This window comes from Sphingomonas sp., from assembly GCF_004799495.1.
In the GTDB taxonomy this organism is placed as follows: Bacteria; Pseudomonadota; Alphaproteobacteria; order Sphingomonadales; family Sphingomonadaceae; genus Sphingomonas.
Map to the genome: position 1 here is coordinate 1 of NZ_SSMY01000008.1, position 25,999 is coordinate 25,999.

General features: G+C 66.4%; 16 protein-coding genes. 11 read left to right on the top strand and 5 right to left on the bottom strand.

All coding sequences use genetic code 11. The features are described from left to right. Window positions 1–1,640: ELWxxDGT repeat protein (locus E7773_RS07890; RefSeq protein ID WP_293990057.1), on the bottom strand; the 1,640-nt coding region annotated here is incomplete at its 3' end. Window positions 1,641–1,831: 191 nt separating this feature from the next. Beyond that, the gene (locus E7773_RS07895; RefSeq protein WP_293990058.1) at window positions 1,832–2,698 is read right to left on the bottom strand and encodes a helix-turn-helix domain-containing protein; all 867 of its coding nucleotides are present in this window, start codon (window positions 2,696–2,698) and stop codon (window positions 1,832–1,834) included. Between the two features lie 333 nt (window positions 2,699–3,031). Here E7773_RS07895 and E7773_RS07900 point away from each other — a divergent pair, with 333 nt between their 5' ends. From E7773_RS07900 to E7773_RS07910, 3 genes are read left to right on the top strand one after another with little or no spacing between them, the layout of a single operon-like run. Then, window positions 3,032–8,248 carry a Calx-beta domain-containing protein gene (locus tag E7773_RS07900; protein ID WP_293990059.1) on the top strand — a complete coding sequence of 1,739 codons (5,217 nt, stop codon included), beginning with the start codon at window positions 3,032–3,034 and terminating at the stop codon, window positions 8,246–8,248. 17 nt (window positions 8,249–8,265) lie between these two features. After that, window positions 8,266–9,225, top strand: a complete 960-nt coding sequence (locus E7773_RS07905; RefSeq protein ID WP_293990060.1) for a formylglycine-generating enzyme family protein — start codon at window positions 8,266–8,268, stop codon at window positions 9,223–9,225. Between the two features lie 56 nt (window positions 9,226–9,281). After that, window positions 9,282–9,695 carry a DUF1330 domain-containing protein gene (locus E7773_RS07910; RefSeq protein ID WP_293990061.1) on the top strand — a complete coding sequence of 138 codons (414 nt, stop codon included), beginning with the start codon at window positions 9,282–9,284 and terminating at the stop codon, window positions 9,693–9,695. Here E7773_RS07910 and E7773_RS07915 read toward each other — a convergent pair. Further along, complete coding sequence (locus E7773_RS07915) at window positions 9,692–10,777, bottom strand: MBL fold metallo-hydrolase (protein WP_293990062.1); 1,086 nt, start codon at window positions 10,775–10,777, stop codon at window positions 9,692–9,694. The genes E7773_RS07910 and E7773_RS07915 overlap by 4 nt on opposite strands. 110 nt (window positions 10,778–10,887) lie before the next feature. Here E7773_RS07915 and E7773_RS07920 point away from each other — a divergent pair, with 110 nt between their 5' ends. The 3 genes from E7773_RS07920 to E7773_RS07930 are packed head-to-tail and all read left to right on the top strand — an operon-like array spanning window position 10,888 to window position 13,546. Continuing rightward, window positions 10,888–11,274 carry a hypothetical protein gene (locus E7773_RS07920; protein WP_293990063.1) on the top strand — a complete coding sequence of 129 codons (387 nt, stop codon included), beginning with the start codon at window positions 10,888–10,890 and terminating at the stop codon, window positions 11,272–11,274. Next, a complete protein-coding gene (locus E7773_RS07925) occupies window positions 11,271–12,965 on the top strand; it encodes a sulfatase-like hydrolase/transferase (protein WP_293990064.1) in 1,695 nt (564 codons plus the stop codon). Before E7773_RS07920 ends, E7773_RS07925 begins: the two co-directional genes overlap by 4 nt. A gap of 2 nt (window positions 12,966–12,967) precedes the next feature. After that, window positions 12,968–13,546 carry a TetR/AcrR family transcriptional regulator gene (locus E7773_RS07930; protein ID WP_293990065.1) on the top strand — a complete coding sequence of 193 codons (579 nt, stop codon included), beginning with the start codon at window positions 12,968–12,970 and terminating at the stop codon, window positions 13,544–13,546. Between the two features lie 17 nt (window positions 13,547–13,563). Here the strand turns inward: E7773_RS07930 and E7773_RS07935 are convergent, their stop codons facing one another. Together E7773_RS07935 and E7773_RS07940 are read right to left on the bottom strand one after the other, a co-directional pair. Continuing rightward, window positions 13,564–14,901, bottom strand: a complete 1,338-nt coding sequence (locus E7773_RS07935; RefSeq protein WP_293990066.1) for a sigma-54 dependent transcriptional regulator — start codon at window positions 14,899–14,901, stop codon at window positions 13,564–13,566. Continuing rightward, a complete protein-coding gene (locus E7773_RS07940; RefSeq protein ID WP_293990067.1) occupies window positions 14,898–16,637 on the bottom strand; it encodes an ATP-binding protein in 1,740 nt (579 codons plus the stop codon). The genes E7773_RS07935 and E7773_RS07940 overlap by 4 nt, the downstream gene beginning before the upstream one ends. A gap of 242 nt (window positions 16,638–16,879) precedes the next feature. Between E7773_RS07940 and E7773_RS07945 the strand changes: the two genes are divergently transcribed. From E7773_RS07945 to E7773_RS07965, 5 genes are all read left to right on the top strand, one after another. Further along, the gene (locus E7773_RS07945; RefSeq protein ID WP_293990068.1) at window positions 16,880–18,220 is read left to right on the top strand and encodes a dicarboxylate/amino acid:cation symporter; all 1,341 of its coding nucleotides are present in this window, start codon (window positions 16,880–16,882) and stop codon (window positions 18,218–18,220) included. A gap of 23 nt (window positions 18,221–18,243) precedes the next feature. Then, window positions 18,244–21,336: a TonB-dependent receptor gene (locus E7773_RS07950; RefSeq protein WP_293990069.1), complete on the top strand. Its 3,093-nt coding sequence runs from the start codon at window positions 18,244–18,246 to the stop codon at window positions 21,334–21,336. A 2-nt stretch (window positions 21,337–21,338) separates the two neighbouring features. Next, window positions 21,339–22,220 carry a DUF4886 domain-containing protein gene (locus tag E7773_RS07955; protein ID WP_363130093.1) on the top strand — a complete coding sequence of 294 codons (882 nt, stop codon included), beginning with the start codon at window positions 21,339–21,341 and terminating at the stop codon, window positions 22,218–22,220. Window positions 22,221–22,585: 365 nt separating this feature from the next. Beyond that, entirely contained in the window at window positions 22,586–23,287 is a 702-nt protein-coding gene (locus E7773_RS07960) for a hypothetical protein (RefSeq protein ID WP_293990070.1), read from the top strand. Between the two features lie 87 nt (window positions 23,288–23,374). Beyond that, window positions 23,375–25,984, top strand: a complete 2,610-nt coding sequence (locus E7773_RS07965; protein WP_293990071.1) for a phage tail sheath C-terminal domain-containing protein — start codon at window positions 23,375–23,377, stop codon at window positions 25,982–25,984. Window positions 25,985–25,999: the final 15 nt, after the last annotated feature.

The following is a 25,999-nucleotide window of genomic DNA, read 5'->3' on the forward strand; positions in this document are numbered from 1 at the left end:
TCGTTGTACGGCTGGTCGACCCCGCTGCTCGTCAGCTGCGTCACCGTCGTCCCGTCCGACGTGTACAGCTGCCGCCCGTTCACCCCGTCGTCCGCCGTGAAATAGATCGTGTTCCCGGCGACGAAGAAGTTTTGTGGGGTCGAGCCGTTGCTGCCGAACTGAAGGTCGGTAACCATGTGGCTGCCGCCGACGGTGCCGTCGGTCACCCATAATTCGTTGCCGTTGACCCCGTCGTTCGCCGCGAAGAAGCCGAGCGCACCCGCCTGATAGACGGTCGAGCCGAACCCGAGCGACGGCGAGTGATCGCCGGTCGGGTTGACGTTCGAGAGCAAACCGGTGCCGCCCGCGGTGCCGTCGGAAAAGAACAATTCGACGCCGACGTCGGGGCGATAGGCGGTGAACGCCACCCCGCCGTTGACCGCGGAAATGTTGTTGATCTGCGCGTCGTAGATGCCGGGATTTATATCGGCGGTAATATGCGTGCCCGCCGCAGTGCCGTCGGTGACCCAGAGCTCGTAGCCGTGCGTCGAGTCATGGCTGACGAAGAACACCTTGCCGCCCGACAGGACCGGCTGGATGAACCCGCCCGATACCGACGATACGAAGGACACGTTGGCGCCGTCGAACGTGTACAGCCCGCTGCCGTGCGTCCCGTCGTTGCCGAAGAACATCAGCGTCGCGCCGAGGTTGTAGAACTGGCCCGAGAAGCTGCTGAGATGGTTGAGCTTGGTAAGGGTGGTGCCGTCCGACGTGAAGATCGCCGAGCCGCCCGACGGATCGGTGCCGACGTAATAGAGGATGTGGTTGAAGATGACCTGCGTGCCGGCGCGCATCAGCGGCGATTGCCCGGTGCCCAGCGTGAGCACATGCGTGTTGCCGCTGGTGCCGTCGGTCGACCACAATTGGTTACCGTGCGCGCCGTCGTTGGCGGTGAAATAGACATGCCCGTTGGCGGCGTAGAAATTGCTCGCGTTCGCCCCGTTCGGCCCGTTGTTGATGTCCTTGAGCTCGAACGTGCCGGCCGCGGTCCCGTCCGACACCCATACTTCGGTCCCGTCGGTGCCGTTGCTCGCGGTGAAATAGAGCTTGCCGTCGAGTGCGGTGAAGTTGCCGTACGAACTGCCGCTGCTGCCCGGCAGAACGTCCTTGACGATATGCGTACCCGCGGCGGTGCCGTCGCTGACCCACAATTCGGTGCCGTTTGTCGCATCGTTGGCGGTGAAAAACAGCGAGTTGCCGACCGCGAAGAATTGCGATGCGCTGCTGACGCCTTGCACGAACTGCGTGCCGCCGGTTGTGCCGTCGGTGACGAACAGTCCCGCGCCGTGGACGGAGTCCGAGCCCGTGAAGAACAGCCGTCCGTTGACGTTGATCAGATTGCCGGCGTTGTCGCCATTGTCCGACGAGGTCAGCGCATAGGTGCCCGCCGTCGTCCCGTCGCTGCGCCACATGTGATAGGCGCTGCCGTCATAAGCGGTGAAATACATGATCCCGTTCGACTGGATCAAATTCCCGATATTGGCGCTGCCCAGCCCGGGGTTGATGTCGCGGAGACGGAAGGTGCCGGGAGTCGTGCCGTCGGTGACCCAGAGTTCCTGGCCCGTCGTGCCATCGTCGGCGATGAAGAATTGCAAGCTCATGTCGGGCCCTTCCGCGCAACAATCAGGCGGACCGAGGACGCACGACTAGCCGGTTACCGGACAGGCCTTGCCCGGCATGAAGCTCGACTGAACCTGAAACCCACCCTTAAAGTGCGCGGGAACGTAATTGGGCAGAAGTGCCTTAGCTAGCGACATTTTTTACAAGCGAGCGTGGTGCACGCGACTGGATTTCACGCGCCGTCGGGACGCGCGAGCGATTGCATCGGCGCACCCAGCACCTCGTCCCGCCGACGCATCGAGATGCGGTTGATCGGCCGCTCCATCGTCATGAAGTCGCCGAGCGCCATGTCGAGGAAGAGGTGGCAATCGCGCAGGAAATGCGAGCCATCCCAATAACCCGCATCGCGGATCGCTCCGGTCCACAAGCCGCGATCGAGCGTCCGGATCGCGTCGAACGCGCGCAGGAAGCGCGCGCGGCGCAGCAGGAGCTTGGGAGTGAAGCCGAAGCACGTCCGCGTCAGCCGCCCGATTTGCCGCGCGCTAAGCCCGAGCCCGTCGGCCAGTCCTTCGACCCGGTCGATCGCGGGATCGAGCAGGCGTGACATGATCGCGTCGATCGCCGGGCTTTCCGGCGGCGACCGTTCGACCAGGCCGAGCAGCACAGCGTCGAAGAACGCCGCCGGATCCTGCGCGTCCCGCACACCGTCCCGCGCCGCGGCGAGAACCGGAAACACCTGGTCGAGCGGCGCGATACGGTCCGCCCACAGCGCGACGGTGCCACCATGCAACCGCGCCCAGCCGGCCGGTGTCAGCCCGACGCCGACCAGGATCCCGCTGCCTGCCGACACATAGCCGGCATGGCTGGTCGGACCGAAGAACGCGCAAGCCGGCACGGGGTCAAACGCACGGCGTCCGACCCGCACGCCCCACGGCTCCGCGTCGAACGTGAATCGAATATTCGACCAGGCGGGAAAGAAGACGTCGCGAAACGCCGAATCCGTGTCGCCCTCGTCCCTGACGAGGGTGTAGCGGTGATACCCGGAAACGTAGCGCTTCAACCGCGGATCGGGCGGCCAGAAATCCACGGTGGCAATCAAGAATCCGCGCCCTCCGACATGGACTTGGGCGACCTTATCGGGTGCGCCAGAAACCTGCAACGAAGCGCCGGAGCGTCGGTTGCGTCCGGATGGCATGGCAACGGCTGGCCGGAAGGGTCGGGTTGCGAGAGTTTCCACGAATGTCCCTCGACGGCGTAGGCGATATGCCGGGCGACGAGCATGGCGCCGCGTCGAGAGTTATCCACAATCTGGTTAGCAACACGGTTGTCACAACCCGCGCCTAGCGACAGACTGTCTTCAATTTGCACGATTCTTCGGCCGGCATCCGTCGGCCGGTCACCAGCCTCAGTCGCTTCGCGTGAAGGAAGTAGCATGTCCCGTATCCTGTTCGACCTCCCCAATGACGGCCCGTTCAACTTCGGCGGGGCCGACCCGAACGGCCTGAACAACGACGGCGTCGTCGGACACGTCGCCCCCTCGCCGCTCGAAGCTGCTCCGGCGCCGGTCGATCCGACACAGGCCGCGCAGGCTGGAAGCGGGACGGTGTCGCTAACGACGACGGGGACCGCGTTCACACAGGATTTCAACACGCTGTCGAACACCGCCGGCAGCACGACCAACACGACGATGCCGACCGGCTGGTATTTCCTAGAGTCGCTCGGCGGCGCGCGCGACAACGGGCAATATGCGGTCGATACCGGCGGCAGCACCACCGCCGACACCTACAGCTATGGCGCGGCGGGCAGCACCGAGCGCGCGCTGGGCCAATTGCGCAGCGGTACGCTCGCCTCGGTCATCGGCAGCCAGTTCACCAACGATACCGGCGGAGCGATCGGGTCGCTCCAGATCAGCTATGATGGCGAGCAATGGCGGTTCGGCGGAGTCCATTCGACCGTGCCCGACAAGATGGATTTCCAGATCAGCTATGACGCCACCAGCCTCAGCACGGGCACGTGGGTCGACGTCAACACGCTCGACTTCAATCCGCTGATCACCACCGGCACGGCCGGCGCGCTCGACGGCAATGCCGCGGCCAACCACACCACGCTGTCGTCGATCATCTCCGGCCTCAACATCGCGGCGGGCGCGACCTTCTGGATCCGCTGGGTGGACCAGGACGCCACCGGCGCCGATGACGGCCTCGCGATCGACAATTTTTCGATCACGGCAAGCGCCGCGGTCGCGAGTCCCGGCAGCCTGACCGTTGCCGACCAGTCGATCGCGGAAGGGAATAGTGGCGACACCGACATGGTGTTCACGGTCACGCGCGCCGGCGGCAGCGCGGGGGCGGTGTCGGCGACCTACACGATCACCAACGGCACGACCGACGCGGCCGATTTCGGGACGGGCTTCGTCTCGACCGGCACGGTCAACTTCGCCGATGGCGCGACCACAGCGCAGATCCACATTCCGATCGCCGGCGACACGACCTACGAGCCCAACGAAACCTTCTCGCTCGCGCTCAGCGCCCCGACCGGGGGCGCCACGCTCGGCGCGCATTCGACCGCGACTGGCACGATCACCAACGACGACGCGCCGCCGGCGGGGACGCTCAGCATCGCCAACGCCAGCGTGGCCGAAGGCGACAGCGGCGACACCGACATGGCCTTCACCGTGACGCGCGCCAACGGCAGCGTCGGCGCGGTCTCCGCCACCTACACGATCACGCTCGGCTCCGGCACCGGCTTTGCGTCGACCAACGATTTCGGCGCCAGCTTCACCACTATCGGCACGGTGAGCTTCGCCGATGGCGCGACCACCGCGCAAATCCATGTGCCGATCCATGGCGATACGACGTACGAGCCCAACGAAACCTTCTCGATCGCGCTGAGCGCACCGACCGGTGGCGCGTCGATCGGCACGGGCACCGCGACCGGTACGATCACCAATGACGACGCGCCGCCGCCGCCCGCCAACGTCTACATCAACGAAATCCATTACGATAACGCGAGCACCGATGCCGGCGAAGCGATAGAGATCGCCGGGGTCGCGGGCACCGACCTCAGCGCCTATTCGCTGGTGTTCTACGACGGCACCAACACCCCCGGTGCCGCCACCGTCTATCGCACGCAGGCGCTGTCAGGCACGATCGACGATGAAGGATCGGGCTATGGCGCGGTTTCCTTCTCTTTCCCGGTCAACGGCATCCAGAACGGCGCCAGCGACGGCGTCGCGCTGATCGGTCCCGGTGGCGTGGTCATCCAGCTGCTGTCGTACGAAGGCACCTTCACCGCGGCCGCCGGCACGCCCGCGGCGGGCATGAAGAGCGTCGACATCGGCGTGTTGGAAGATGGCAGCGGGGCGCTCGGCCAGTCGCTCCAGCTGACCGGCAGCGGCGCGAGCTATGCCGACTTCACCTGGCAATCGGACTCGACCAGCAGCTTCGGCTCGCTCAACGCCAACCAGATCATCATCGCGGACAACGCGACCGGGCAAGTCCATGTCGCCGACGCTTCCGTGGTCGAAGGCAACAGCGGCACCAGCAACCTGACCTTCACGGTCTATCGCGCGGGCGGGCTCGGATCGGCGGCATCGGTCGACTATTCCTTCGCGCTCGACGGGACGGCCGACTCGAACGACATCGGCCCGGGCGCGGTCCTGTCGGGCACCATCAATTTCGCGGTCGGCGCGTCGTCGGCCACGATATCCATCCCGATCGTCGGCGATACCGTCGGCGAGCCCAACGAAACGCTGTCGCTGCATATCGGCAACCCGACCGGTAATATCGCGATCACCGACGACACGGGGGTCGGCACGATCCTGAACGACGATTTCGTGGCGCTGACGATCGCCCAGATCCAGGGCGCCGGGCATACCTCGCAATACGTCGGTCAGCCGGTGCAGACGACGGGGATCGTGACGGCGGTCGATACCAACGGCTTCTATATGCAGATGGCGGTCGGTGACGGCGATGCGGCGACGTCGGACGCGATCTTCGTGTTCACCAGCACCGCGCCGACCGTCGTGGTCGGCGACGGCGTGACGGTCGGCGGCACCGTCACCGAATTTGCCGGCGACGCACAGGGGCTGACGACGACCGAGCTCAATTCGCCGGTCGTGACCATCGACAGCCACGGCAACGCGCTGCCCGCCGCGATCGTCATCGGCAATGTGCCCGGTGGCATCCTGCCCCCGACCCAGAACCTCGATGACGATCATCTGACCACCTACGACCCGGTGCACGACGGGCTCGATTTCTGGGAATCGCTCGAGGGCATGCGAGTCACGCTCGATAGCCCACAGGCGGTGTCGAACACCGATAGCTTCGGCGATACCTTCATGGTCGCTTCGCACGGCTCCGGCGCGACCGGCATGAACGACCGCGGCGGGATCACCATCTCGCCCAACGGCGACGGCACGGTCGATTACAATCCGGAGATGATCCAGGTCATCGGCGACAGCGGAATCTACAGCGGCTATCATCCCAACTATACCGTCGGCGATCAGCTGAGCAGCATCACCGGCATCGTCAATTACGCATTCGACAACTATAACCTCGTCGTCACCGCGCCGGTCACGGTCACCAACGACGTCACGCTGACGCGCGAAACGACGACGTTACAGAGCAACAGCGATTACCTGTCGCTCGCCACGTACAACCTCGAAAATATGGACGCGTCGGACAACAAGTACACGATCTTGGCGAGCGACATGATGTTCAACCTGCGCGCGCCCGATATCATCGCGGTGCAGGAAGTGCAGGACGCCGACGGCGCGGGCAGCGGCACCGATTTGTCGGGCGTGAGCAACGCGCAGGGGATCATCGACGCGATCTTCGCGCTGACCGGCAAGCATTACGGCTATATCGAGATCGCGCCGACGGTCGCGAACTCGACCGGTGGCGAGCCGAACGGGAACATTCGCAACGGCTATTTCTACAATATCGACCGCGTCACCCCGGTCGGTTCGCCCGAGTTGATCACCGGCTCGGCGTTCAACGGCAGCCGCAACCCGCTGGTCCAGACCTGGTCGTTCGAAGGCCAGAACATCACCACGATCGACGTCCACGCGACGTCGCGCGGCGGCAGCGACCCGCTGCGCGGCAACGACCAGCCCGCGACCGACGCCGGCGACGCGCAGCGCACCGCGCAGGCGGCGGCGGTCAAGGCCTATGTCAACGCCCACCTCGCCGATAATCCGAACCTCAACCTCGCCGTGCTCGGCGACTGGAACGGCTTCTACTTCGAGCAGGCGCAGACCCAGCTGACCGACCCCGCGCAGGGCGGGTTGCTGACCAACGTCAACTATCTGCTCCCGTCGCAGGAACGCTATTCGTATTTGTTCGACGGCAACGCGCAGCAGATCGACAACATCCTGGTCAGCCAGAACCTGCTGCCGGTCGCGACGAATTACGACGCGGTCCACCTCAACTCGCAGTTCGGTGACACGCGCCCGACCGACCATGATCCGCAGGTCGTGCTGTTCCACCTCGGCAATTCGGGCGGCGACAGCTTCTTCGGCACCAACGGCGACGACACCTACACGATCGATAACGTCAACGATCACGTGTACGAAAACGCGGGCGGCGGCAACGACACGATCAACAGCTCGATCACCTATTCGCTGGCCGACGCGCCCAACGTCGAAAACCTCATTTTGACCGGGACGGCCAACATCGATGCCACCGGCAGCGCGGGCAACAACGCGCTGACCGGTAACAGCGGCGACAATGCGATCGACGGCGCGGGCGGGACCGACACGATGGCGGGCGGCGCGGGCAACGACACCTACACCGTCGATAGCGCCGACGACGTGGTGATCGAGAATGCCAGCGAAGGGATCGATACCGTCAAGGCGACGGTCAGCTACACGCTGGCCGCGGGAAGCAGCATCGAACTGCTGCGCCTGTCGGGCACCGGCAACATTGACGCGACGGGCAATAGCGACGCGCAGAAGCTGGTCGGCAACAGCGGCGACAATGTGCTCGACGGCGGCGGCGGCGGCGACGTGATGCGCGGTGGTGCTGGCAACGACACCTATATCGTCCGCGACGCGGCCGACCGGGTGGTCGAGAATGACGGCAACGGGACCGATATCGTCAAGGCAGCAATCAGCTATACGCTGGCGGCAGATGCCTCGATCGAGACGCTGCGCACGATCGACGACAATGCGACGACCGCGATCGACCTGACCGGCAACAGCCACACGACGCTGATCGTCGGCAATGCCGGGGCCAATCATCTGACCGGCGGCAGCGGCGACGAGATGCTGACCGGCGGGGCAGGCGCGGACGTGTTCGTGTTCGCCGCGAGCGGTGTCGGCCACGACACCGTCGGCGACTTCGTCAGCGGCACCGACAAGCTCGACCTGTCGGCGTATTTCGCCGATTTCGCCAGCTTCCAGGCGGCGACGCACGATGTCGGCGGCAATGCGGTAATCGATCTGGGTGGCGGGCAGAACGTGACGCTGAGCGGCGTGCTCTCCGCGCAGATCCAGTCGGGCGACGTCGTCACCGCGAGCGGCCAGGCGCCGCTCGTGATCGACAAGGGAAGCGTGCAGCATGCCATGATCGACGTCGACGTGCTGACCCCGACGATCATGATCCACGACGTGTGGAGCCACGGGCCCGCGGCGCTCGCGTTCCTGTAACGGCGGGCTGTACGGTAATGCGGTCCGCGGCTGATCGGACGATCGGCCGCGGACCGTTTGCTTTGGGGTGCCTTGCCGCCGTCGCGGTGCTCGCGTCGTGTTCGGCGGGACCGGACGACAAGCGAACCGCCGCGACGGCGGAGCCTGCCCGAGCGTGCGCCGATCTGACGCACGCGGCGATGGTCAGGATCGCGGGCGGCAGCTTCGCGATGGGTGCCGATCCGCGTTACCCGGAAGAAGGGCCGCCGCGCCGCGTGACGGTACGGCCGTTCTGGATCGACGCGCACGAGCTGACCAACGCCGAATTCGCTGCGTTCGTGAAAGCGACTGGCTACCGCACGCTTGCCGAACGCCAGCCGCCGGTCACCCCAGCGACGCCGCCCGACATGCGCGTCCCCGGATCGGCGGTGTTCGCGACACCCGACGAGCACGACCCGCGCTGGTGGCGCTGGGCGGTCGGGGCGCAGTGGCGCCATCCGTCGGGCCCGCGCGAATCGATCACCGGGCGCGACCGCGAGCCGGTGGTACAGATCGCCTATGCCGACGCAGAGGCCTATGCGCATTGGGCGGGCAAGCGCCTGCCGACCGAGGCCGAATGGGAATATGCCGCGCTCGGCGGCAAGACGGCGCTGCCCGAGCCGGTCGACGAGCACGGCGTGCCGCAGGCGAATTACTATCAGGGCGTGTTCCCAATCCGCGACCTGGGGCTCGACGGGTTTCGCGGGCGTGCGCCGGTCGGGTGCTTCAAGCCCAACGGCTATGGCCTGTACGATATGATCGGCAACGTCTGGGAATGGACCAGCGCATCCGGGCCGAACGGCCAGATGGCGGTGATCAAGGGCGGGTCGTACCTGTGCGCGAGCAATTACTGTGCGCGCTACCGCCCCGCCGCGCGCCAGTTCGAGGACCGTGGGCTCGGCACCGACCATATCGGGGTGCGCTTCGTGCACGATGCAGGCGGTTTGGCGCGCCCTTGACCGGCCGGTAATGTTTTGACACGATCAATGCCAATAAATGGCACGGAGCAGAATCGATGAACGTCACCAACGCCGTGTTTCCCGGTGCCGAACAAGCCGCCGCCTTCTTCGGCGGCGCCGAGGACGGGCCGTTCGTGATGGTCAATCTGCTCAAGTTCAAGGAGCGCGCCGACTATCCCGACGGCAGCGAACCGGACCTGACCGGTCGCGAAGCCTATGGCCGCTATGGGGCTGCGGTGCAGGCATGCCTCGCGGCAGTAGGTGGAAAATCGCTGTATGCCGGGACGGTTACCGACCTGATGCTGGGCGAGGCCGACGAATTGTGGGACATGGTCGCGCTCGCGCAATATCCGTCGCGCGCCGCGATGATGACGATGGTCCAGTCGCACGAATATCAAGCGATCGAGAAGCACCGCATCGCCGGGCTCGCCGGGCAGCTCAACATCCGTACCAAGGCAATCGGCGGCTAATCGACCGGCCAGCGCGTGAAGCCCATCGTCGTCGATCCGGCGGGCAGGCTGAACACCATCCCGTCCTCCCCCACCATGATCGGCCCGCGGTAATAGCGCCGCGCGTCGCCGAGGAACGCAGGGTACATGATTCGTGCCGGGAGTGGCGGGATGATATGGCTGAACACCAGGTGCGGCACGCCCGCGGCTTGGGCTTCCTGCGCGGCGACCTCCGGACTGGTGTGATAGGTCAGGATGTCGCGCATCACCTTGGCGAGTCCCGGCTGGTTCCGCCGCGCGAGCGCATCGTGCATCAACGCGACGAGCTTCGGCTGAAGCCCTTCGTGGATCAGCAGGTCGGCGCCGCGCGCCGCCGCGACGAGCACGGGGCTGGCGGCGGTGTCGCCGCTGATCACCACCGAGCGTCCCTTGTAGTCGAAGCGATAGCCGACCGCGGGATCGACCGGCCCGTGATCGACGCGAAACGCCATCACGCGCAGGCCGTCGCGGGCGTAGACCGTGACGCTGGCGATTTGGCCCTTGGGCGGAATCGCGAACGGCACCGCGGTGCCGCCGGCGCCCGAGGGCGGCGCGACCCCGGCGCCATGATGCGCGGTGCGGTACCCCGAATCGAGCGCATAGCCTGCGTCGAACCCCGTGACCACGCGCTCGACGCCGGGCGGCCCGTACACCGGCAGCGGCGACGTGTTGGCGTTCCCCGTCCAGCGCAGCAGCAGCATCGGGCCGAGCCCGTCGATATGGTCCGAGTGGAAGTGCGTGAGGAAGACCGCCTCGATCCGGCCGTTGGGGATGTTCATCAACGCGATGTGCCGCGCGCCGCCTTCGCCCGCGTCGACCACGAAGATGTGCCGCCCGGCGATCACCACCGTGCACGGCCCGGCGCGGGTCGGATCGGGCAAGGGCGATCCCGTGCCGCACAACGCGACGTGGAGGCCATCGGGCAACCCGGCGGTGGCGTCCACCCCGGCGCGCTCGCCGACCGCCGCGCGCAGGATCGCGGTGCCGATTTGCGCCTGAAACGCGGCCATGGCGGCGACCACCAGGACGCCGACGGCCAGCGCGATTTTCCGTCCTCGGGTCATCGGTTCCTCCCCGCCCCAGAGCATGAGCCGAGATAATGGCATTGGCAATGCCGAAACATTGCGCCCCGCCGGGATCGTGCTAGGATCGCGTGAGCGGTAGGGGAACGACGATGCGGAACGCGATGCGCGCGGTGCTGGGGCTGGTCGGGCTGTTCAACGTGGTGCTCGGGCTGGGCTTCCTGATCGACCCAGCGCAAGCAGGTTTGCGTTTCTTCCTCGAATCGCTGGGGACGCAAGGGCTGGCGACGATCCGCGCCGACTTCACCGCGTTCTTCGTGGCTGGCGGCGCGTTCGCACTGATCGGTGCGTGGCGCGCGGCGCGCGAGCCGCTGCTGGTGCCGCTGGCACTGCTCGGCATCGCGATCACCGGGCGCGCGATCAGCCTGGTCGCCGACGGGGCACCCGCGACCGCCTTCCCGCCGATGGCGGCGGAGGCGGTGATGATCCTGATCCTGCTAGCGGCGCATCGTGCGTTCGGGCGGAGTGCCGACGCATGAAGCGCTGGATCAAGATCACGCTCGCCAGCGTCGCGGTGATCGGCGTCGCGGGGTTCGCCGCGAAGGACTATGTCTTCCTGCACCTCCCCGGCTGGCTGGCGCCGCGCGTCGCCGACAACCATCCCGTCACCTGGCAGCAAGGTCCGACGATGGCGGCAACGCCGATCGACCAGCGCCCGCCCAACATCGTGCTGATCGTCGCGGACGATTTGGGTTACAACGACATAAGTTTCAACGGCGGCGGCGTCGCGGGGGGACTGCTCAAGACCCCCAATATCGACGCGCTGGGCGCCGAAGGCGTGAGCTTCGCCGACGGCTATGCCGGCAACGCCACCTGCGCGCCGAGCCGCGCGGCGCTGATGACCGGGCGGTACCCGACGCGCTTCGGCTATGAGTTCACGCCCACCGATACGCACCCGCCGGCGTGGTTCCCGTCGAAGCTGATCCGCACCGACGTGGTGTTCGCGCGCAACATCGCGCGGTTTCCGACCCAATGGGAGCACAAGACGATCTTCGACGAGGATGCCGCGGCGCAACCCGCGGCGACGTCCGACAAGGGCGTTCCGCCCCGCGAGATCACCATCGCCGGGCTGTTGCGGACGCGCGGCTATCACACGATCCACCTCGGCAAGTGGCACCTCGGCGACGCGGCGGGGATGCGGCCCGAACAGCATGGCTTCGACGAGAGCCTGGGGTTCATGATCGGCGCGCAGAAATATTTGCCCGAGGGCGACCCGGGGGTTGAGAATTCGTACCAGGATTTCGATCCGATCGACCGCTTCCTCTGGGCCAACCTGCCGTTCAGCGTCCAATATAACGGATCGCCGCCGTTCCGCCCCGACCGCTACATGACCGATTACCTGACCGCGCAGGCGCAGGCGGCGATCACCGCCAACCGCAACCGGCCGTTCTTCCTCTATCTCGCGTACAATGCGCCGCACACGCCGCTGCAGGCGTCGAAGGCCGATTACGACGCGCTGCCGCAGATCGCCGACCACCGCACGCGCGTCTATGCCGCGATGATCCGCGCGCTCGACCGAGGCGTGGGGCAAGTGATGGCGACGCTGAAGGCGCAAGGCCTCGACAAAAACACACTCGTCATCTTCACCAGCGACAATGGCGGCGCGCATTACATCGGGCTGCCCGACATCAACCGGCCGTATCGCGGGTGGAAGGCGACGTTCTTCGAAGGCGGGGTGAAGGTGCCGTTCTTCATGCGCTGGCCCGCGCAGATCAAGCCGGGCACGCGGATCGCCGGGCCGGTCAGCCATTTCGACATCTTCGCCACCGCCGGCGGCGTCGCGGGTGCGGCGATGCCCGCCGACCGGGCGATCGACGGGGTGAACCTGCTGCCCTTCATCGAGGGCAAGGCAACCGGCACGCCGCACAATACGTTGTTCTGGCGCAGCGGACCGTATCGCGTGGTGCGTGACGGCGACTGGAAACTGCAGATGCTCGACCTGCCGCGAAAGGATCTGCTGTTCGACATGAAGGCCGATCCGACCGAACACCGCGACGTCGCCGCGCTGCATCCGGATATCGTCGCGCGGCTGCGCGGCCTGATCGCGCAGCACGACCGTGAGAGCGTCAAGCCCGCCTGGCCGTCGCTGATCCGCTCGCCGATCGCGATCGACCGCCCGTTGGGCACGAAACCGCGACCCGGCGAGACCTATATCTATTGGTCGAACTGACGATGCTGAAATCCGATGCACCGCCGCAGGATGGTCGTCATCGACGATCGCACGTCAGCCGCGACAAGATCGTCGCGGCGATGCTCGAATTGGTCGCCGAAGGACGCATCGCGCCCAGCGCGGACGAGGTCGCGTCGCGCGCCAAGGTCGGCCTTCGCACCGTGTTCCGGCACTTCGCCGACATGGAGAGCCTGTATGCCGCGCTGACGCATACGCTCGCCGAACAATATGAGATGTGGCTGATCCCGTTCGATTCGAGCGACTGGCGCGAGCAATTGATCGAAGTGGTCGAGCGACGCACCGCGACCTATGAAAGGCTGTTGCCCTTCAAGCGCGCGGGCGACGCGCATCGCCACATGTCGCCCGCGATGCAGAGTCACCACACGCATATTTTGGGAATCATGCGGCAGCGGCTGCTGTCGTTTCTGCCCGCATCGATCACCAATGATGTCCTGCGCTTCGAGACGATCGATCTGATGTTGAGTTTCGACGTTTGGGAACGCTTGCGCGATCAGCAGAAGCTCGATCCGACCGTGGCACGGCAGATCGTCGAGCATGAGGTGGTGCGCCTCGCCGGGTGACCGGCCAGCCCGACTGGTCACCCGTCCTTGCGTTTGAAATCGCGCGCCGCAATCCCGAGCCGCGCCATCTTGTCGTAGAGTGTCTTGCGCGGGATGCCGAGCGTCGCGAGCACCGGGGCAACGCGACCTTGGCTCGCGGTGAGCGCAGCGCGAATCTCGCTCGCCTCGTAATCGGCGACGCGCCCCGGTAATGGTTTGGCGGCGGCACGCTCCGGTCTGGCCGATCCGGCGACGCCGAGGACGACCTCGACCGCGAAATTGCGCAGTTCGCGCACATTTCCCGGCCAGTCGTGGTGCCGCAACCGGGCGTTGGTCGCGGCGTCGATCCGCCAATCGGTCTTGTCGAACTGCCGCGCCGCCTCGTTCGCGAAAACGCCAAACAGCGCTACCGCATCGTCGCCGCGTTCGCGGAGCGCCGGTACGCGGATTCGCGCGACGCTCAACCGGTAGAACAGGTCCGCGCGGAACCGGCCGGCCTTGACCGCGTCGGCCAAGTCGACCTTGCTCGTCGCGACGACGCGCAAGTTCACCGGCTCGGGCCGCTCGGCGCCGATCGGATGGACTTCGCGTTCCTCGAGCACGCGCAACAGCCCCGCCTGCAGCGCGAGCGGCATGCTGTCGATTTCATCGAGCAACAGCGTCCCGCCGCTCGATGCCGCGATCTGCCCGGCGCGCGACAGCCGCGTATGCGCCACGCTGTCGGCGGCGTGGCCGAACAGTTCGACCTCGGCTAGGCCCTCGGGCAACGCGCCGCAATTGACCGCGATCAGCGGGCGCGCGCGGCGCGGTCCCTGGCGATGGAGCAAGGCCGCGACCAATTCCTTGCCGGTACCGGTCTCGCCTTCGACCAGCACGTCGATATCGGCTTCGGCGAACTGGCGGATGATCTGGCGCAATCGCCGCATCGGCGGGCTGTCCCCGATCAGCGGCTCGCTCGCGTCGGATGCCTCGGCGAGTGCGCGCAGCCGACGATTGTCGATCACCACCGCGCGGTGCGCGAGCGACCGGCGCACCGCCGCGACGAGATGGTCGGTGGCGAACGGCTTGGTCAGGAAGTCGGCGGCACCGTCGCGCATCGCGCGCACCGCCATCGCGACATCGCCGTGCCCGGTGATCAGGATAACGGGGATTTCCGGGTCGATCGCCTGGACGCCCGCGAGCAATTCCAGCCCGTCCATCTGCGGCATCCGGATATCGGTCACCACGACGCCGGCGAAATCGGGGGAAACCGAGCGTAGTGCCTTGTCGGCGCGAGCGAACGCCGTAGCCGCCAACCCCGCCAGATCGAGTGCCTGCACGGTTGCCAGTCGCAGCGCATCGTCGTCTTCGACGAAGATGATCGGCGCGTCGGTCATGCGGTCTTCAATGTCGCGACGAACGTCGCGCCGGATCGTGTAGGGACGTGCGCAATGTCGCCGCCGAACTCGCGCGCGATGTCACGCGCGATCGCGAGGCCCAGCCCCAGCCCTTCGGGCTTGCCCGACGCGAACGGGGTGAACAATGTCGCGGCGATCGCCGGGTCGAGCCCGGGGCCGTTGTCGGCGACCGAAACCTCGATGCTGTCGCCCTTCGCCACCGCGTCGATCGTGACACGCGCATTCGGGCGCCCCTCGACCGCCTCGATCGCGTTCTGGACGAGGTTGATGACGACTTGCTCGAGCCGCGTACGGTCGCCCGCCAGTGCCACGTCGCGCATTGGTCCGGCGACATCCACGCGCACCACGCCGCGCGCGCGCTCGCCGAGCAGCAGCAGCACACCGTCGAGCACCGACCCCAGCGTCGCGGCCCCGCCGCTGCCCGCGCGGCGCCGCGCGAACGCGCGCAATTCGCCGGTGATCGTGCCGATCCGCGCGGTCAGCTCGACGATCCGCGTCAAATTCTCGCTCGCCGTATCGGCCGCGCCGCGCGCGATCAGCGTCGCGCTGTTTTCGGCGAAAGTGCGGATCGCGGCGACCGGCTGGTTGATTTCGTGCGCGACGCCTGCGGTGATCTGGCCGAGCGACGCCAGCCGGTTGGCCTGCGCCAGTTCCTCGCGCGCTTCGCGATAGCGCCGGTCGGCCTCCGCCCGTTCGTCGGATTCGATCACCAGCCGGGCGTTGGCGTCGCTGAGCTCGGCGGTGCGGCGCACGACCTCTTCCTCCAGCACCGCGCGCGCGCGTGCCTGCAGCCGCCGCGTTTCGGCCGAGCGGATCAAAAGCCCCGCCCAAACCGCGACGATCAATAAAAAGCCCAGTCCCCAAAGCAGCGCCTGGCTGCGCGCGGCGGCGAGCGGTGGGTCGAGCGGCGACAGATGGAACATTCGCCCACCCTCCAGCGCCGCCGGTTCGATCGCGACGCGGTAGCGCGTCTTGCCGCTGACAATCGCGCTGGTCCCGTCGAGCGACAACGGTGCCGCTGCCGGCGGGTTGCCGCCGAACTGGAGCGTTCGCCTGAGGTCGGCGAGCGTCGCGGCACCGATCGGTGCGATCGCGCGGAAGCGCCACGCGGGCGCGCTCGTTACCAGCACGACGCCGTGCGCGTCGACGACGAAGCTCATCCCCTGGCTCCGCCCCCACGCCGCTTCGACCCCGTCGAACTCGACCTTGACCACGACCACGCCGAGCGCGCGCCCGTCGCGATCGATGCGCCGCGCGAGGTAGAGGCCCGGGCGCCCGCTGACCGTGCCGAGCGCGAAGAACTCCGACGATCCGCGCGCCATCGCGTCGCGGAAATAGGGGCGAAAACCGTAGTTCTGGCCGACGAAGCTCGCCGGGCTGTCGAAATTGCTCGCCGCGCGCGTCGTGCCTTTTGCGTCGACGACGTAGATCGCCGCGGCATCGGTCCGTTCGGCAAGCTGCTTCAGAGTATGGTCGAGCCGGCCGCGCGCCGCCGCGCTGTCGTCGCCGAGCGTCGCGGTGACGTCGGGATATTCGGCCAGCACGGTCGGCAGCAGGCGAAACTTCTGCAGCTCGCTCGACAGCAGGGCGACGTGCGTGCGCGCGGTCTGGCGCGCGACGGCGTCGGCGGTCGCCTCCGCCTGCGCCATCGACCAGCGCAGGCCGGCCCAGATGAGCAGTGCGACGACGATCAAAAGTGTGACACCGGCCAGCACGAAGGGGCGCCATGCGCGATGCGTCGAAAGTGCGGAAATCCGCACTATCGCGCTACCAATGTGCGGATTTCCGCACAGTATCCGCAAGCGAGAATTGGCGCCAAAACAGAAATATCGAAATTATCCAATGTGTTGAATCCCAACAGGTAAAAGCTGGCCGCCGCGCTTTGCCCCTGCAAGAATGCACGGCCAAGGCCCGGTGACAAGGGCCACGCGGCGCACGCCGTCGTCAGAGAGGAAGCATGATCGTCGAACCGCTCGAGGCCCCCGCGGCCCGACCACGCCAGCCGTTCTATCGCCATCTCTATGCGCAGGTGCTGGTCGCGATCGTGCTCGGCGTCGCGCTCGGTTATTTCCGGCCGGCGGCGGGCGAAGCGCTCAAGCCGCTCGGCGACGGGTTCATCAAACTGGTCAAGATGATCATCGCGCCGGTGATCTTCCTGACGGTGGTCGGCGGGATCGCCGGGATGCGCGAGCTCGGCTCCGTCGGCCGCGTGGCGCTCAAGGCGTTCGGCTATTTCCTGGTCTTCTCGACGCTCGCGCTGATCGTCGGCCTGCTCGTCGCCAATGTCGTCCAGCCGGGCGCGGGGATGAACGTCGATCCCGCCAGCCTCGATGCCAGGGCGGTCGCAGGGTACGCGCGCGACGCGCACGACACGACGGTCACCGGCTTTCTGATGGCGATCATCCCGACGACGATGGTGTCGGCGCTGACCGAGGGGTCGATCCTCCAGACATTGTTCGTCGCGATCCTGTTCGGCATCGCGCTGTCGCTGGTCGGGGCTCCGGCGCGCCCGGTGCTCGAACTGGTCGAGCGGCTGAGCCTCGTCGTGTTCAAGCTCGTCGGCATCCTGATGAAGGCCGCGCCGATCGGCGCGTTCGGCGCTATCGCCTTCACGATCGGTAAATACGGCGTCGCGAGCCTGGTCAATCTCGGCGCGCTGGTCGCGACCTTCTACCTCACCTCGCTGTTGTTCGTGCTCGTCGTGCTCGGCGCGGTGGCGCGTGCGCACGGATTCTCGATCCTCCGTCTGCTCGCTTATCTCAAGGCCGAGCTGCTGCTCGTGCTCGGCACCTCGTCGTCCGAAGCGGCGCTGCCCAACCTGCTGGTCAAGCTCGAGGCGGCGGGATGCGACCGCGGGGTGGTCGGGCTGGTCGTGCCGACCGGCTATTCGTTCAACCTCGACGGCACCAACATCTACATGACGCTGGCCGCGCTGTTCATCGCGCAGGCGACCGGCGTGCATCTGTCGCTGGGTGACCAGTTGCTGCTGATGGGCGTCGCGATGCTGAGCTCGAAGGGCGCGGCCGGCGTCACCGGCGCGGGGTTCGTCACGCTTGCCGCGACGCTGTCGATCGTGCCGTCGGTGCCGGTCGCCGGGATGGCGCTGATCCTGGGGGTCGACCGCTTCATGAGCGAGTGCCGGAGTCTCACCAATTTCGTCGGCAACGCGGTCGCCGCGATCGTCGTCGCACGCTGGGAGGGCAAGCTCGACCGCGCCGCGCTCGACCGCGCGCTGACCCGGCGCCCGGGAACCAAAGACAATCTGGCAGCGGCGGCCGCGCCGCAGATCATCGCATAGACAGAGAAACGGGGAGAATAGAGATGAACCGATCGATCCGGCAGGGCGCCTTGGCCAGCGGCACCGCGCTGGCGCTGATCGCGACCGCACCGGCCTTCGCCCAGGACAAGCCCGCCGGCGCGCCCGCCGCCGATCAGTCGGAAGACCAGTCGAAGGACATCGTCATCGTCGGGTCGCAGATCAAAGGCGCGAGCACGACCGCGGCCTTGCCGGTCACCGTGGTGAGCCGCGACCAGCTCGATGCATCCGGCGCGCAATCGGGTGACGATCTGTTCCGCTCGATCCCGCAAGCCGGCGACGTGACCTTCAACGAAAGCAACAACCCGCAGACCAGCAATGCCGCGCGCGGCGATGTCAGCTCGATCAATCTGCGCAATCTCGGCCTCGGCAACACGCTGGTCCTGCTCAACGGCCGCCGTCTCGTCCAGCACCCGACCAGCCAGGCCGGTGAGGGCAATGTGCCGGTGCTCAGCTACAACGCCAACGCGCTGCCCGTCGCGGGGCTCGAACGCGTCGAGATCCTGCGCGACGGTGCAGCCGCCATCTACGGGTCGGACGCGGTTGCGGGCGTGGTCAACACGGTCACCAGGACCGATCTCGAGGGCGGGCGGCTCGATTTCCGGTTCGGTACGCCGCAGGGCACGTCGCGCCGCGACTACGAACTGACCGGTACCTATGGCAAGAATTTCGGCGGCGGGCGCGGCAACATCTCGCTGTACCTCGATTATACCCGCCGCACCGCGCAGCTCGCGTCGGACGAGCCCTATACCGCGACCGACAATCTGCTGTCGTTCTTCGCCAACGACCCGGCGTTCGCGGGCAATTTGACCGCTGACGGCCGCGCGACGCAATCGCCTTGGGCCAACCTCGCTGTCGTCGGCGGTCCCGGCACGATCCGGCGCAGCCCGGGCAACCAGGCGCTGACCAATTCGAGCGGCGCGTTCCACACCCAGTCGATCCTCAACCCGGGGTGCCTGATCACGATCAACGCCGACACCTGTCTCGGCAGCGGCACGCGATCGACCGCGACGACGCTGCGTTCCGAACGGTTCGACACGCGACCGGGCACGACCGTCACGCCGTCGGTCAACCGCTACAACAGCTTCCTGACCGCGCATTACGACGTGTCGGACCGCTTCACGCTCTACACCGAGCTCGGCTATTACCGCGCCGACACGCAGCGCATCCAGCCGCCGACGATCAACCTCAACGCGATCACCATTCCGGCGTCCAACTACTGGAACCCGTTCGGCCCGGTGACCTTCGCCAACGGTCAGGCCAACCCCAACCGCATCCCCAACCTCACCAACGTCCCCGCCGCCGGGCTGCCGGTGACGCTCAGCACCTATCGCTTCCTCGATGCCGGGTATCAGGTGGTCAACACGGTCAACTGGCAGGACCGTTTCCTGGTCGGCGCCAAGGGCAAGATCGGCGGCTTCGATTTCGACACCGCGATCCTCTATTCGGAAGCGCAGGCGACCGACAATTCGCCCGCGATCAACATGACCAAGCTGCAGGCGAACCTCGGCCTGTCGACCCCCGATGCCTACAATCCGTTCAGCGGCGGTTGCGCGCAAACGCCGAGCCTCGGCGACTGCTCGCCCGCCAGCCAGTCGACGATCAATTCGTTCCTAGTCAACCTGCGCCGCCAGTCGAAGACCACACTCGGCCTCGCCGACTTCAAGCTCTCCAAACCCGACCTGATCCACCTGCCGGGCGGCGGCCTCGGCATCGCGCTGGGCGTCGAAGGCCGGCGCGAGACGCAGTTCGACAACCGCGATCCCAATCTCGACGGTACCGTCACCTTCACCGACTCGGTCACGGGCGCGACCAACCAGTCGAACATCGCGTCGGTCAGCCCGACGTTCGATACGAAGGGCGCCCGCACGATCTTCTCCGCATTCGGCGAGCTCGCCGTGCCGCTGGTATCGCCCGAGATGAAGGTACCGCTGATCCACCGCCTCGATGTCCAGCTGGCCGGCCGGTACGAACATTACAGCGACTTCGGATCGGTCGCGAAGCCCAAGATCGCCGCGGCGTGGGACGTGGTCGATGGCATCCGCCTGCGCGGCTCCTATTCGAAAGGTTTCCGCGCGCCGAACCTCGAACAGCTCAACGCGGTCGCCTTCTCGCGCCTCAACACCAATACCGCCGCCAACACCGATTACTATCGCTGCGAAGCCGACGTGCGCGCCGGCCGTCTCGCTGCCAACAACTTCCCGGCGTGCACGCGGCAGATCGGCTATTCGATCTCGGTCAGCGGCAATCCGGACCTCAAGCCGGAGAACAGCACCAACTGGACCGCGGGCATCGTGCTCGAGCCCAAGTTCATCCCCACGCGGTTCGGCAAGCTGACCTTCACCGCCGATTACTGGTCGATCAAGCAGACCGGGATCGTTGGCCAGTTCGGCCCGCAGAACGCGCTCGTGCTCGACTATCTCCTGCGCCTCCAGGGATCGAGCAACCCCAACGTCATCCGCGCAGCACCGACCCCTGACGACAATGCGGTGTTCGCCGGCACCACGCTCGCGCCGGCGGGCGCAGTCACGCTGATCAAGGATCAGTTCGTCAACCTGCTGCCGCAGACGGTGCGCGGGTACGACCTGACGATGAACTATACCGTGCGCACCGGGATCGGCCGCTTCAACCTCAACGTGAACGTCGCACGGTTGACCAAATATAGCCGTACGACCCCGCCCGCGGTGCAGGCGCTGTTCGACGCGCGCGCCGCGGGCACGATCAATGCCGCGACGCCGCTGACCGACGCGAGCAACCTGCTCCAGGTCAACGGCAAGCCCAAGTGGCGCTGGTCGGGGTCGCTGACCTGGACGTCGGGCGGATTCCAGCTCGGCGGCTATGCCAATTATATCGGCACGGTCTACGACACCGCCTTCCTCGACGGCAACGGCAACCCGTTCGTCGTCGACGGCCAGACCCAGTTCAACCTGTATGCGCAATACCGCATCCGAAAGGGGCCGCTCGGCGGGACGAGCTACAAGATCGGCGCGAAGAATATCTTCGACAAACAGCCGCCGGTGATCGACTCGGGCTATCTCGGGTCGCTCTACGTGCCCTATGGACGCTATGTATACTTCCAGGTCGGGGTGAAGTTCTGACGATGACGAAGATGCTCGCCGCGCTGCTCGCCCTGCTGCCGCTCGCGGTCGCGCCCGCGGCGGCGCAAACCGCGCCTGCTGCCGCCAAGCCGCGCACGATCCTGTTCGTCGGCAATAGCTTCACCCAGGGCGCGCATTCGGCGGTGCGCAACTATCGCGCGAACGCGGTGACCGACCTGAACGGCGACGGCTATGGCGGGGTGCCCGCTCTGTTCAAGATTTTCACCGAGGAAGCGCGGCTGAACTATGCGGTCAGCCTGGAGACGCAGGGCGGCAAGACGCTCGGCTTCCACTGGACCGAGCGGCGCCAGCTGGTCGACCGCGCGTGGGACGTCGTCGTGTTGCAGGAATTGAGCACGCTCGACCACAAGTCGGGCGACCCTACCGACTATCGCACCTACGCCCCGATGTTCGCCGCGATGTTCGCGAAAGCGAATCCCAGGGTCGACGTCGAGCTGATGGCGACCTGGGCGCGCGCCGACCTCGTCTACCAGCCCGGCAGCCCATGGTCGGGCAAGCCGCTCGCCGCGATGACGCAGGATTTGCGCCGCGCGACCGACGGGGTGCGGGCCTTGTCGCCATCGTTCAAGGGCGTGCTCCCGGTCGGCGAGGCCTGGATCCGCGCGATCGCCGCGGGGGTCGCCGACCCCAACCCGTACGACGGCCTCTCCTTCGGCCAGGTCGATCTGTGGACCTACGATCATTATCACGCGAGTATCTTTGGCTATTATCTGGAGGCGCTGATCGTGTTCGGCCGCGTGACGGGCGTAAACCCGACCACGCTCGGCATCGGTGAACGCGCCGCCGACGAGCTGGGTATCGCGCCGCAAGTGGCGGTGGCATTGCAGAAGATCGCCGCCGAACAATTGGCACAGCCGAATTGAACAGCATCCTCCGAAAAACCCGGTGTTCGCCCGCTGGAATAGCGGCGACCCAGTCCGCCCAGGCACAACCGAGTCAGCGGCAGATAACTGCGACATCTATCGATCGCGCAAGAAACAGGGCGCAATTCCCATTTTGAGACTGACGCTATAAAATGATTATTATCGCGTTAACCCTGATGATGTCATGTTAACTATATTATAGTTTCAATTATTCTCTAGGGTTTCCGGATAATAAATCTGTAGAGCGACATGAGTTATATTACCCGGCTCTATTTTTCCTACTTGATCGTCGCATTGACTCTTTTCTGACCCCCGGCGAATCTAAGGTATTCAACCGAGACTTTAGATCTGGAACGGGGATGACGATGGCCGACAAGCAGGATGCGCAGACCAATGCCTCGGGTGCCGGCGGCGGGATCGCCGCGCCGGGTGATACCGTCCTGGCGGCGATGACCGCGGCGACCGCCGGCGCGATCGCCGTGCCGCTCGATCCCGCGACGATCGACGCGGGCCTCGCGCGGCTCGACGCTTTCGTCACCAGCCTGATGCCGAAGATGCCGCGCCCGCCCAAGGCCGACATGTGTCCGTCGACCGATCCGCTGATCGCGCCGCATTGTCACCAGCTGGCGCTCGACGAGAGCAAGGCGGAATTCAAATACGGCAACGCGCGGGCGGCCGCGATCGCCACCTTCCAGGGCGAACTCAACAATTGGGCGCAGGCGCAAAGCCAGTATCGCTTCGCGCTGGGCAATGCGCAGGTCGCGCTGGCGGCGGCGGTCAAGCAAGCGACCGACGCGTTCACCGCGAAGAACAACCTCGATTCGCACAGCCGCTCGGAGTTCCTGTATTTCACGATGAAGGAAGCGGTCGCAACCGCGGTCGCCGCCTACCAGGCGAGCGCAGTGACGGCGGCGCAGGCGCTGGCGAGCGAAGCCGGCGCGGTGATCAGCGCGCAAGCCGCCTTCCTGGGCGCAGTCGCCGTGGCGCAGGGTGGGATGGAAAGTGACCAGGCGGCCGCCCAGCAGTCTTTCTGGCAGGGAATCGAAACGGACCGCGACGCCGTCTGACGGCGCGGGCCGATGCTTGCAATCACGATGGATCAAACCTCGTCCCGCGAATGACAGGCGGGTCGGATGGTTCGAAGAGGAACGCTCATGCCGATCGAAGTGACCTATCCGGGCGTCTATGTCGAAGAACTGCCCAGCGGGCAGCATACGATCACGCCGGTCGCCACCAACATCGCCGCCTTTATCGGGCGGGCGCCGGTCGGCCCGACCGATGAGCCGAGCACGATCTTCAACTTCGGCGATTTCCAGCGCCAATATGGCGGGCTGAAGTTCGATTATCCGCTGAGCTACGCGGTGCAGGACTTCTTCGCCAACGGCGGGTCGCAGGCGATCATCGCGCGGCTGTTCGAGCCCAATGACGGCGACGGCGTTGCGCGGCTCAAATTCCCCGGACCGCCACCGCCGCTACCCGAAGGCTGGCTGGTCGATGCCGATACCGCCAAGGGCGCAACGCAGATCGTCGTCCACCCGCCGACCGATGGGTCGGAAGGCGAGCCCGACCTGGGCATGACGCTGTTCCTCAACGGCGACACCTCGCGCCCCTATCTGGTCACCGGCTTCACCCAAGCGAACCCGGCGAAGAAGATCGAAGCCAGCGTGACGATCGTCCCCGCGCTGGACCGCGCGTTCCGCAAATGCACAACGCTGACTTTCACGGCTGGCCCGTCGCCGAGCGGTTGGTCGGTGTTCACCGTGTCGGGCAACACCGTCACGTTGAAGGGCGGCGCCGGCCTGCCCGAGCTGGGCGACACGTTCAGCTTCGTCGGAGACGACACGGTCTACACCGCGATCGACCAGCCGGCGGTGCGCGGCACCGACGCCGATTCGCTGCAGGTCGCCGTCACGCTCGACCCCAAGCCCGGCGCGGTCAGCGGCACCGCGACGATCGCCGCGCCCGTCCCGCTGGCGATGCCCGACGGGTGGGAAATCGAGACGTTCAATCCCGGCAAGACTGCCTCTGCGGGCACCCTCACGCTGATCAACGGCACGGGCGCCGCGCTGGTCGGCGACCAGTTCAGCATCGGCACCAAGCCCGATATCTATGTCGTCACCGGCTTCACCCCTGCCGACAAGAAGAACCCGGCGGCGACGCTCAGCTTCGTCAGCATGTCGGGCGATCCGCTCGTCGCCGACACTTTTTGCCTGTGCTGCGCGCCGATCTTCGACCGCCAGCCGCCCGCCAACTTCGCGGTCAAGACCGGTCCCAAACTGGGCGAGACGAGCTTCGTCGCGGCGCGCGGCAGCGCATCGACGGGCACGATCGACATCGGCGACACGTTCGCGGTCGATAACGACGACACGGTCTATGTCGTGCGCTATATCGGCGCCGACGGGACGATCCATTTCCTGCCCGAAGCGGCATCGGCGTTCGGCCCCTCGACCGCGATCACCTTCGCGCCGCCGCTCGCGCTCAGCGCGGCCAACCCCGGCGAATGGGGCAATTACCTGACCGCGAGTGTCGATACCAAAGGCATCAGCGACGCGACCGCGAAGCAGTTCGCCGAATACGACCTCACCGCGGCCGACCTGTTCAACCTGACGCTGACGCTGAGCAACGCGCGCGGCCAGGTGGTCAAGACCGAGCGTTACCTCAACCTCGCGGTCAAGACGACCGGGCAGTCGGCTTATTTCCCCAACCGCCTCGACCGCGTGCTGGCGAGTGCGTCCGATCTTGCGCGGGTCGACCGGATGCCGGCGATACCGCCCGCCGACGGCGCCAGCGCCAAGGGGATCGGCGGCAACGAAGGCACGTACCTCAGCACCGAAACATATCTCGGCGACCAGGGCGTCAAGTCGGGGATCTACATGCTCGAACAGGCCGCGTTGTTCAGCCTGCTGTGCATTCCGCCCGACCGGCGCATCCTGCCCGACGTGCCGGAGAGCGAACAGGACCTCGACCCGGTCGTGCGCCAAGCGGCGGCAAGTTACTGCACCGACCGCCGCGCGCTCTACATCGTCGATCCCCCGGTCGCGTGGAAGAACAAGGCCGAACAGGGCCAGCTGTCGACGATCGACCCCGAACAGGTCGGCATCACCGGCGAGAACGCCGCCGGGATCGAGGTCGCGCGCAACGCCGCGGTCTATTTCCCGCGCGTGTGGAAGGAAGACATATTGATGAAGTCGCGCCCGGCGCTGTTCGCGCCGTGCGGGGCGATCGCCGGGGTGATCGCAGCGACCGATATCGGGCGCGGCGTATGGAAGGCGCCCGCGGGGCAGGATGCCGGCCTTGCCAACGTGATCGGGCTCGAGGTCAACCTGACCGACAACCAGAACGGCCAGCTCAACCCGCTCGGGATCAATTGCCTGCGCAATTTTCCGATCATCGGTCCCGTCGTGTGGGGCGCGCGCACGCTGCGCGGCGCTGACCAGTTCGAGGACGATTACAAATATCTGTCGGTCCGCCGCCTGACCTTGTTCATCGAGGACACGCTGCTCCAGAACACGCGCTGGGCGGTGTTCGAGCCCAATGCCGAGGCTTTGTGGTCATCACTGCGGTTGAGCGTCGGCAGCTTCCTCGCCGATCTCGCGCGGCAGGGCGCATTCTACGATTATGCGGTGACGTGCGACGCGACCACCACGACGCAGGACGACATCGACAACGGCATCGTCAACATCCTGGTCAAGATCGCGCCGGTCAAGCCGGCCGAATTCGTCGTCCTCCAGATACAGCAACTCGCCGGCGGCAAGCCGAACTGACCGCGCAAAGGATTG

Coding starts and splice junctions, on each gene's coding strand:
- E7773_RS07955 (WP_363130093.1), top strand. CDS start 21,339: ATGACGAAGATGCTCGCCGCGCTGCTCGCCCTGCTGCCGCTCGCGGTC.
- E7773_RS07920 (WP_293990063.1), top strand. CDS start 10,888: ATGCGGAACGCGATGCGCGCGGTGCTGGGGCTGGTCGGGCTGTTCAAC.
- E7773_RS07925 (WP_293990064.1), top strand. CDS start 11,271: ATGAAGCGCTGGATCAAGATCACGCTCGCCAGCGTCGCGGTGATCGGC.
- E7773_RS07935 (WP_293990066.1), bottom strand. CDS start 14,901: ATGACCGACGCGCCGATCATCTTCGTCGAAGACGACGATGCGCTGCGA.
- E7773_RS07945 (WP_293990068.1), top strand. CDS start 16,880: ATGATCGTCGAACCGCTCGAGGCCCCCGCGGCCCGACCACGCCAGCCG.
- E7773_RS07930 (WP_293990065.1), top strand. CDS start 12,968: ATGCTGAAATCCGATGCACCGCCGCAGGATGGTCGTCATCGACGATCG.
- E7773_RS07915 (WP_293990062.1), bottom strand. CDS start 10,777: ATGACCCGAGGACGGAAAATCGCGCTGGCCGTCGGCGTCCTGGTGGTC.
- E7773_RS07910 (WP_293990061.1), top strand. CDS start 9,282: ATGAACGTCACCAACGCCGTGTTTCCCGGTGCCGAACAAGCCGCCGCC.
- E7773_RS07900 (WP_293990059.1), top strand. CDS start 3,032: ATGTCCCGTATCCTGTTCGACCTCCCCAATGACGGCCCGTTCAACTTC.
- E7773_RS07950 (WP_293990069.1), top strand. CDS start 18,244: ATGAACCGATCGATCCGGCAGGGCGCCTTGGCCAGCGGCACCGCGCTG.
- E7773_RS07905 (WP_293990060.1), top strand. CDS start 8,266: ATGCGGTCCGCGGCTGATCGGACGATCGGCCGCGGACCGTTTGCTTTG.
- E7773_RS07960 (WP_293990070.1), top strand. CDS start 22,586: ATGGCCGACAAGCAGGATGCGCAGACCAATGCCTCGGGTGCCGGCGGC.
- E7773_RS07965 (WP_293990071.1), top strand. CDS start 23,375: ATGCCGATCGAAGTGACCTATCCGGGCGTCTATGTCGAAGAACTGCCC.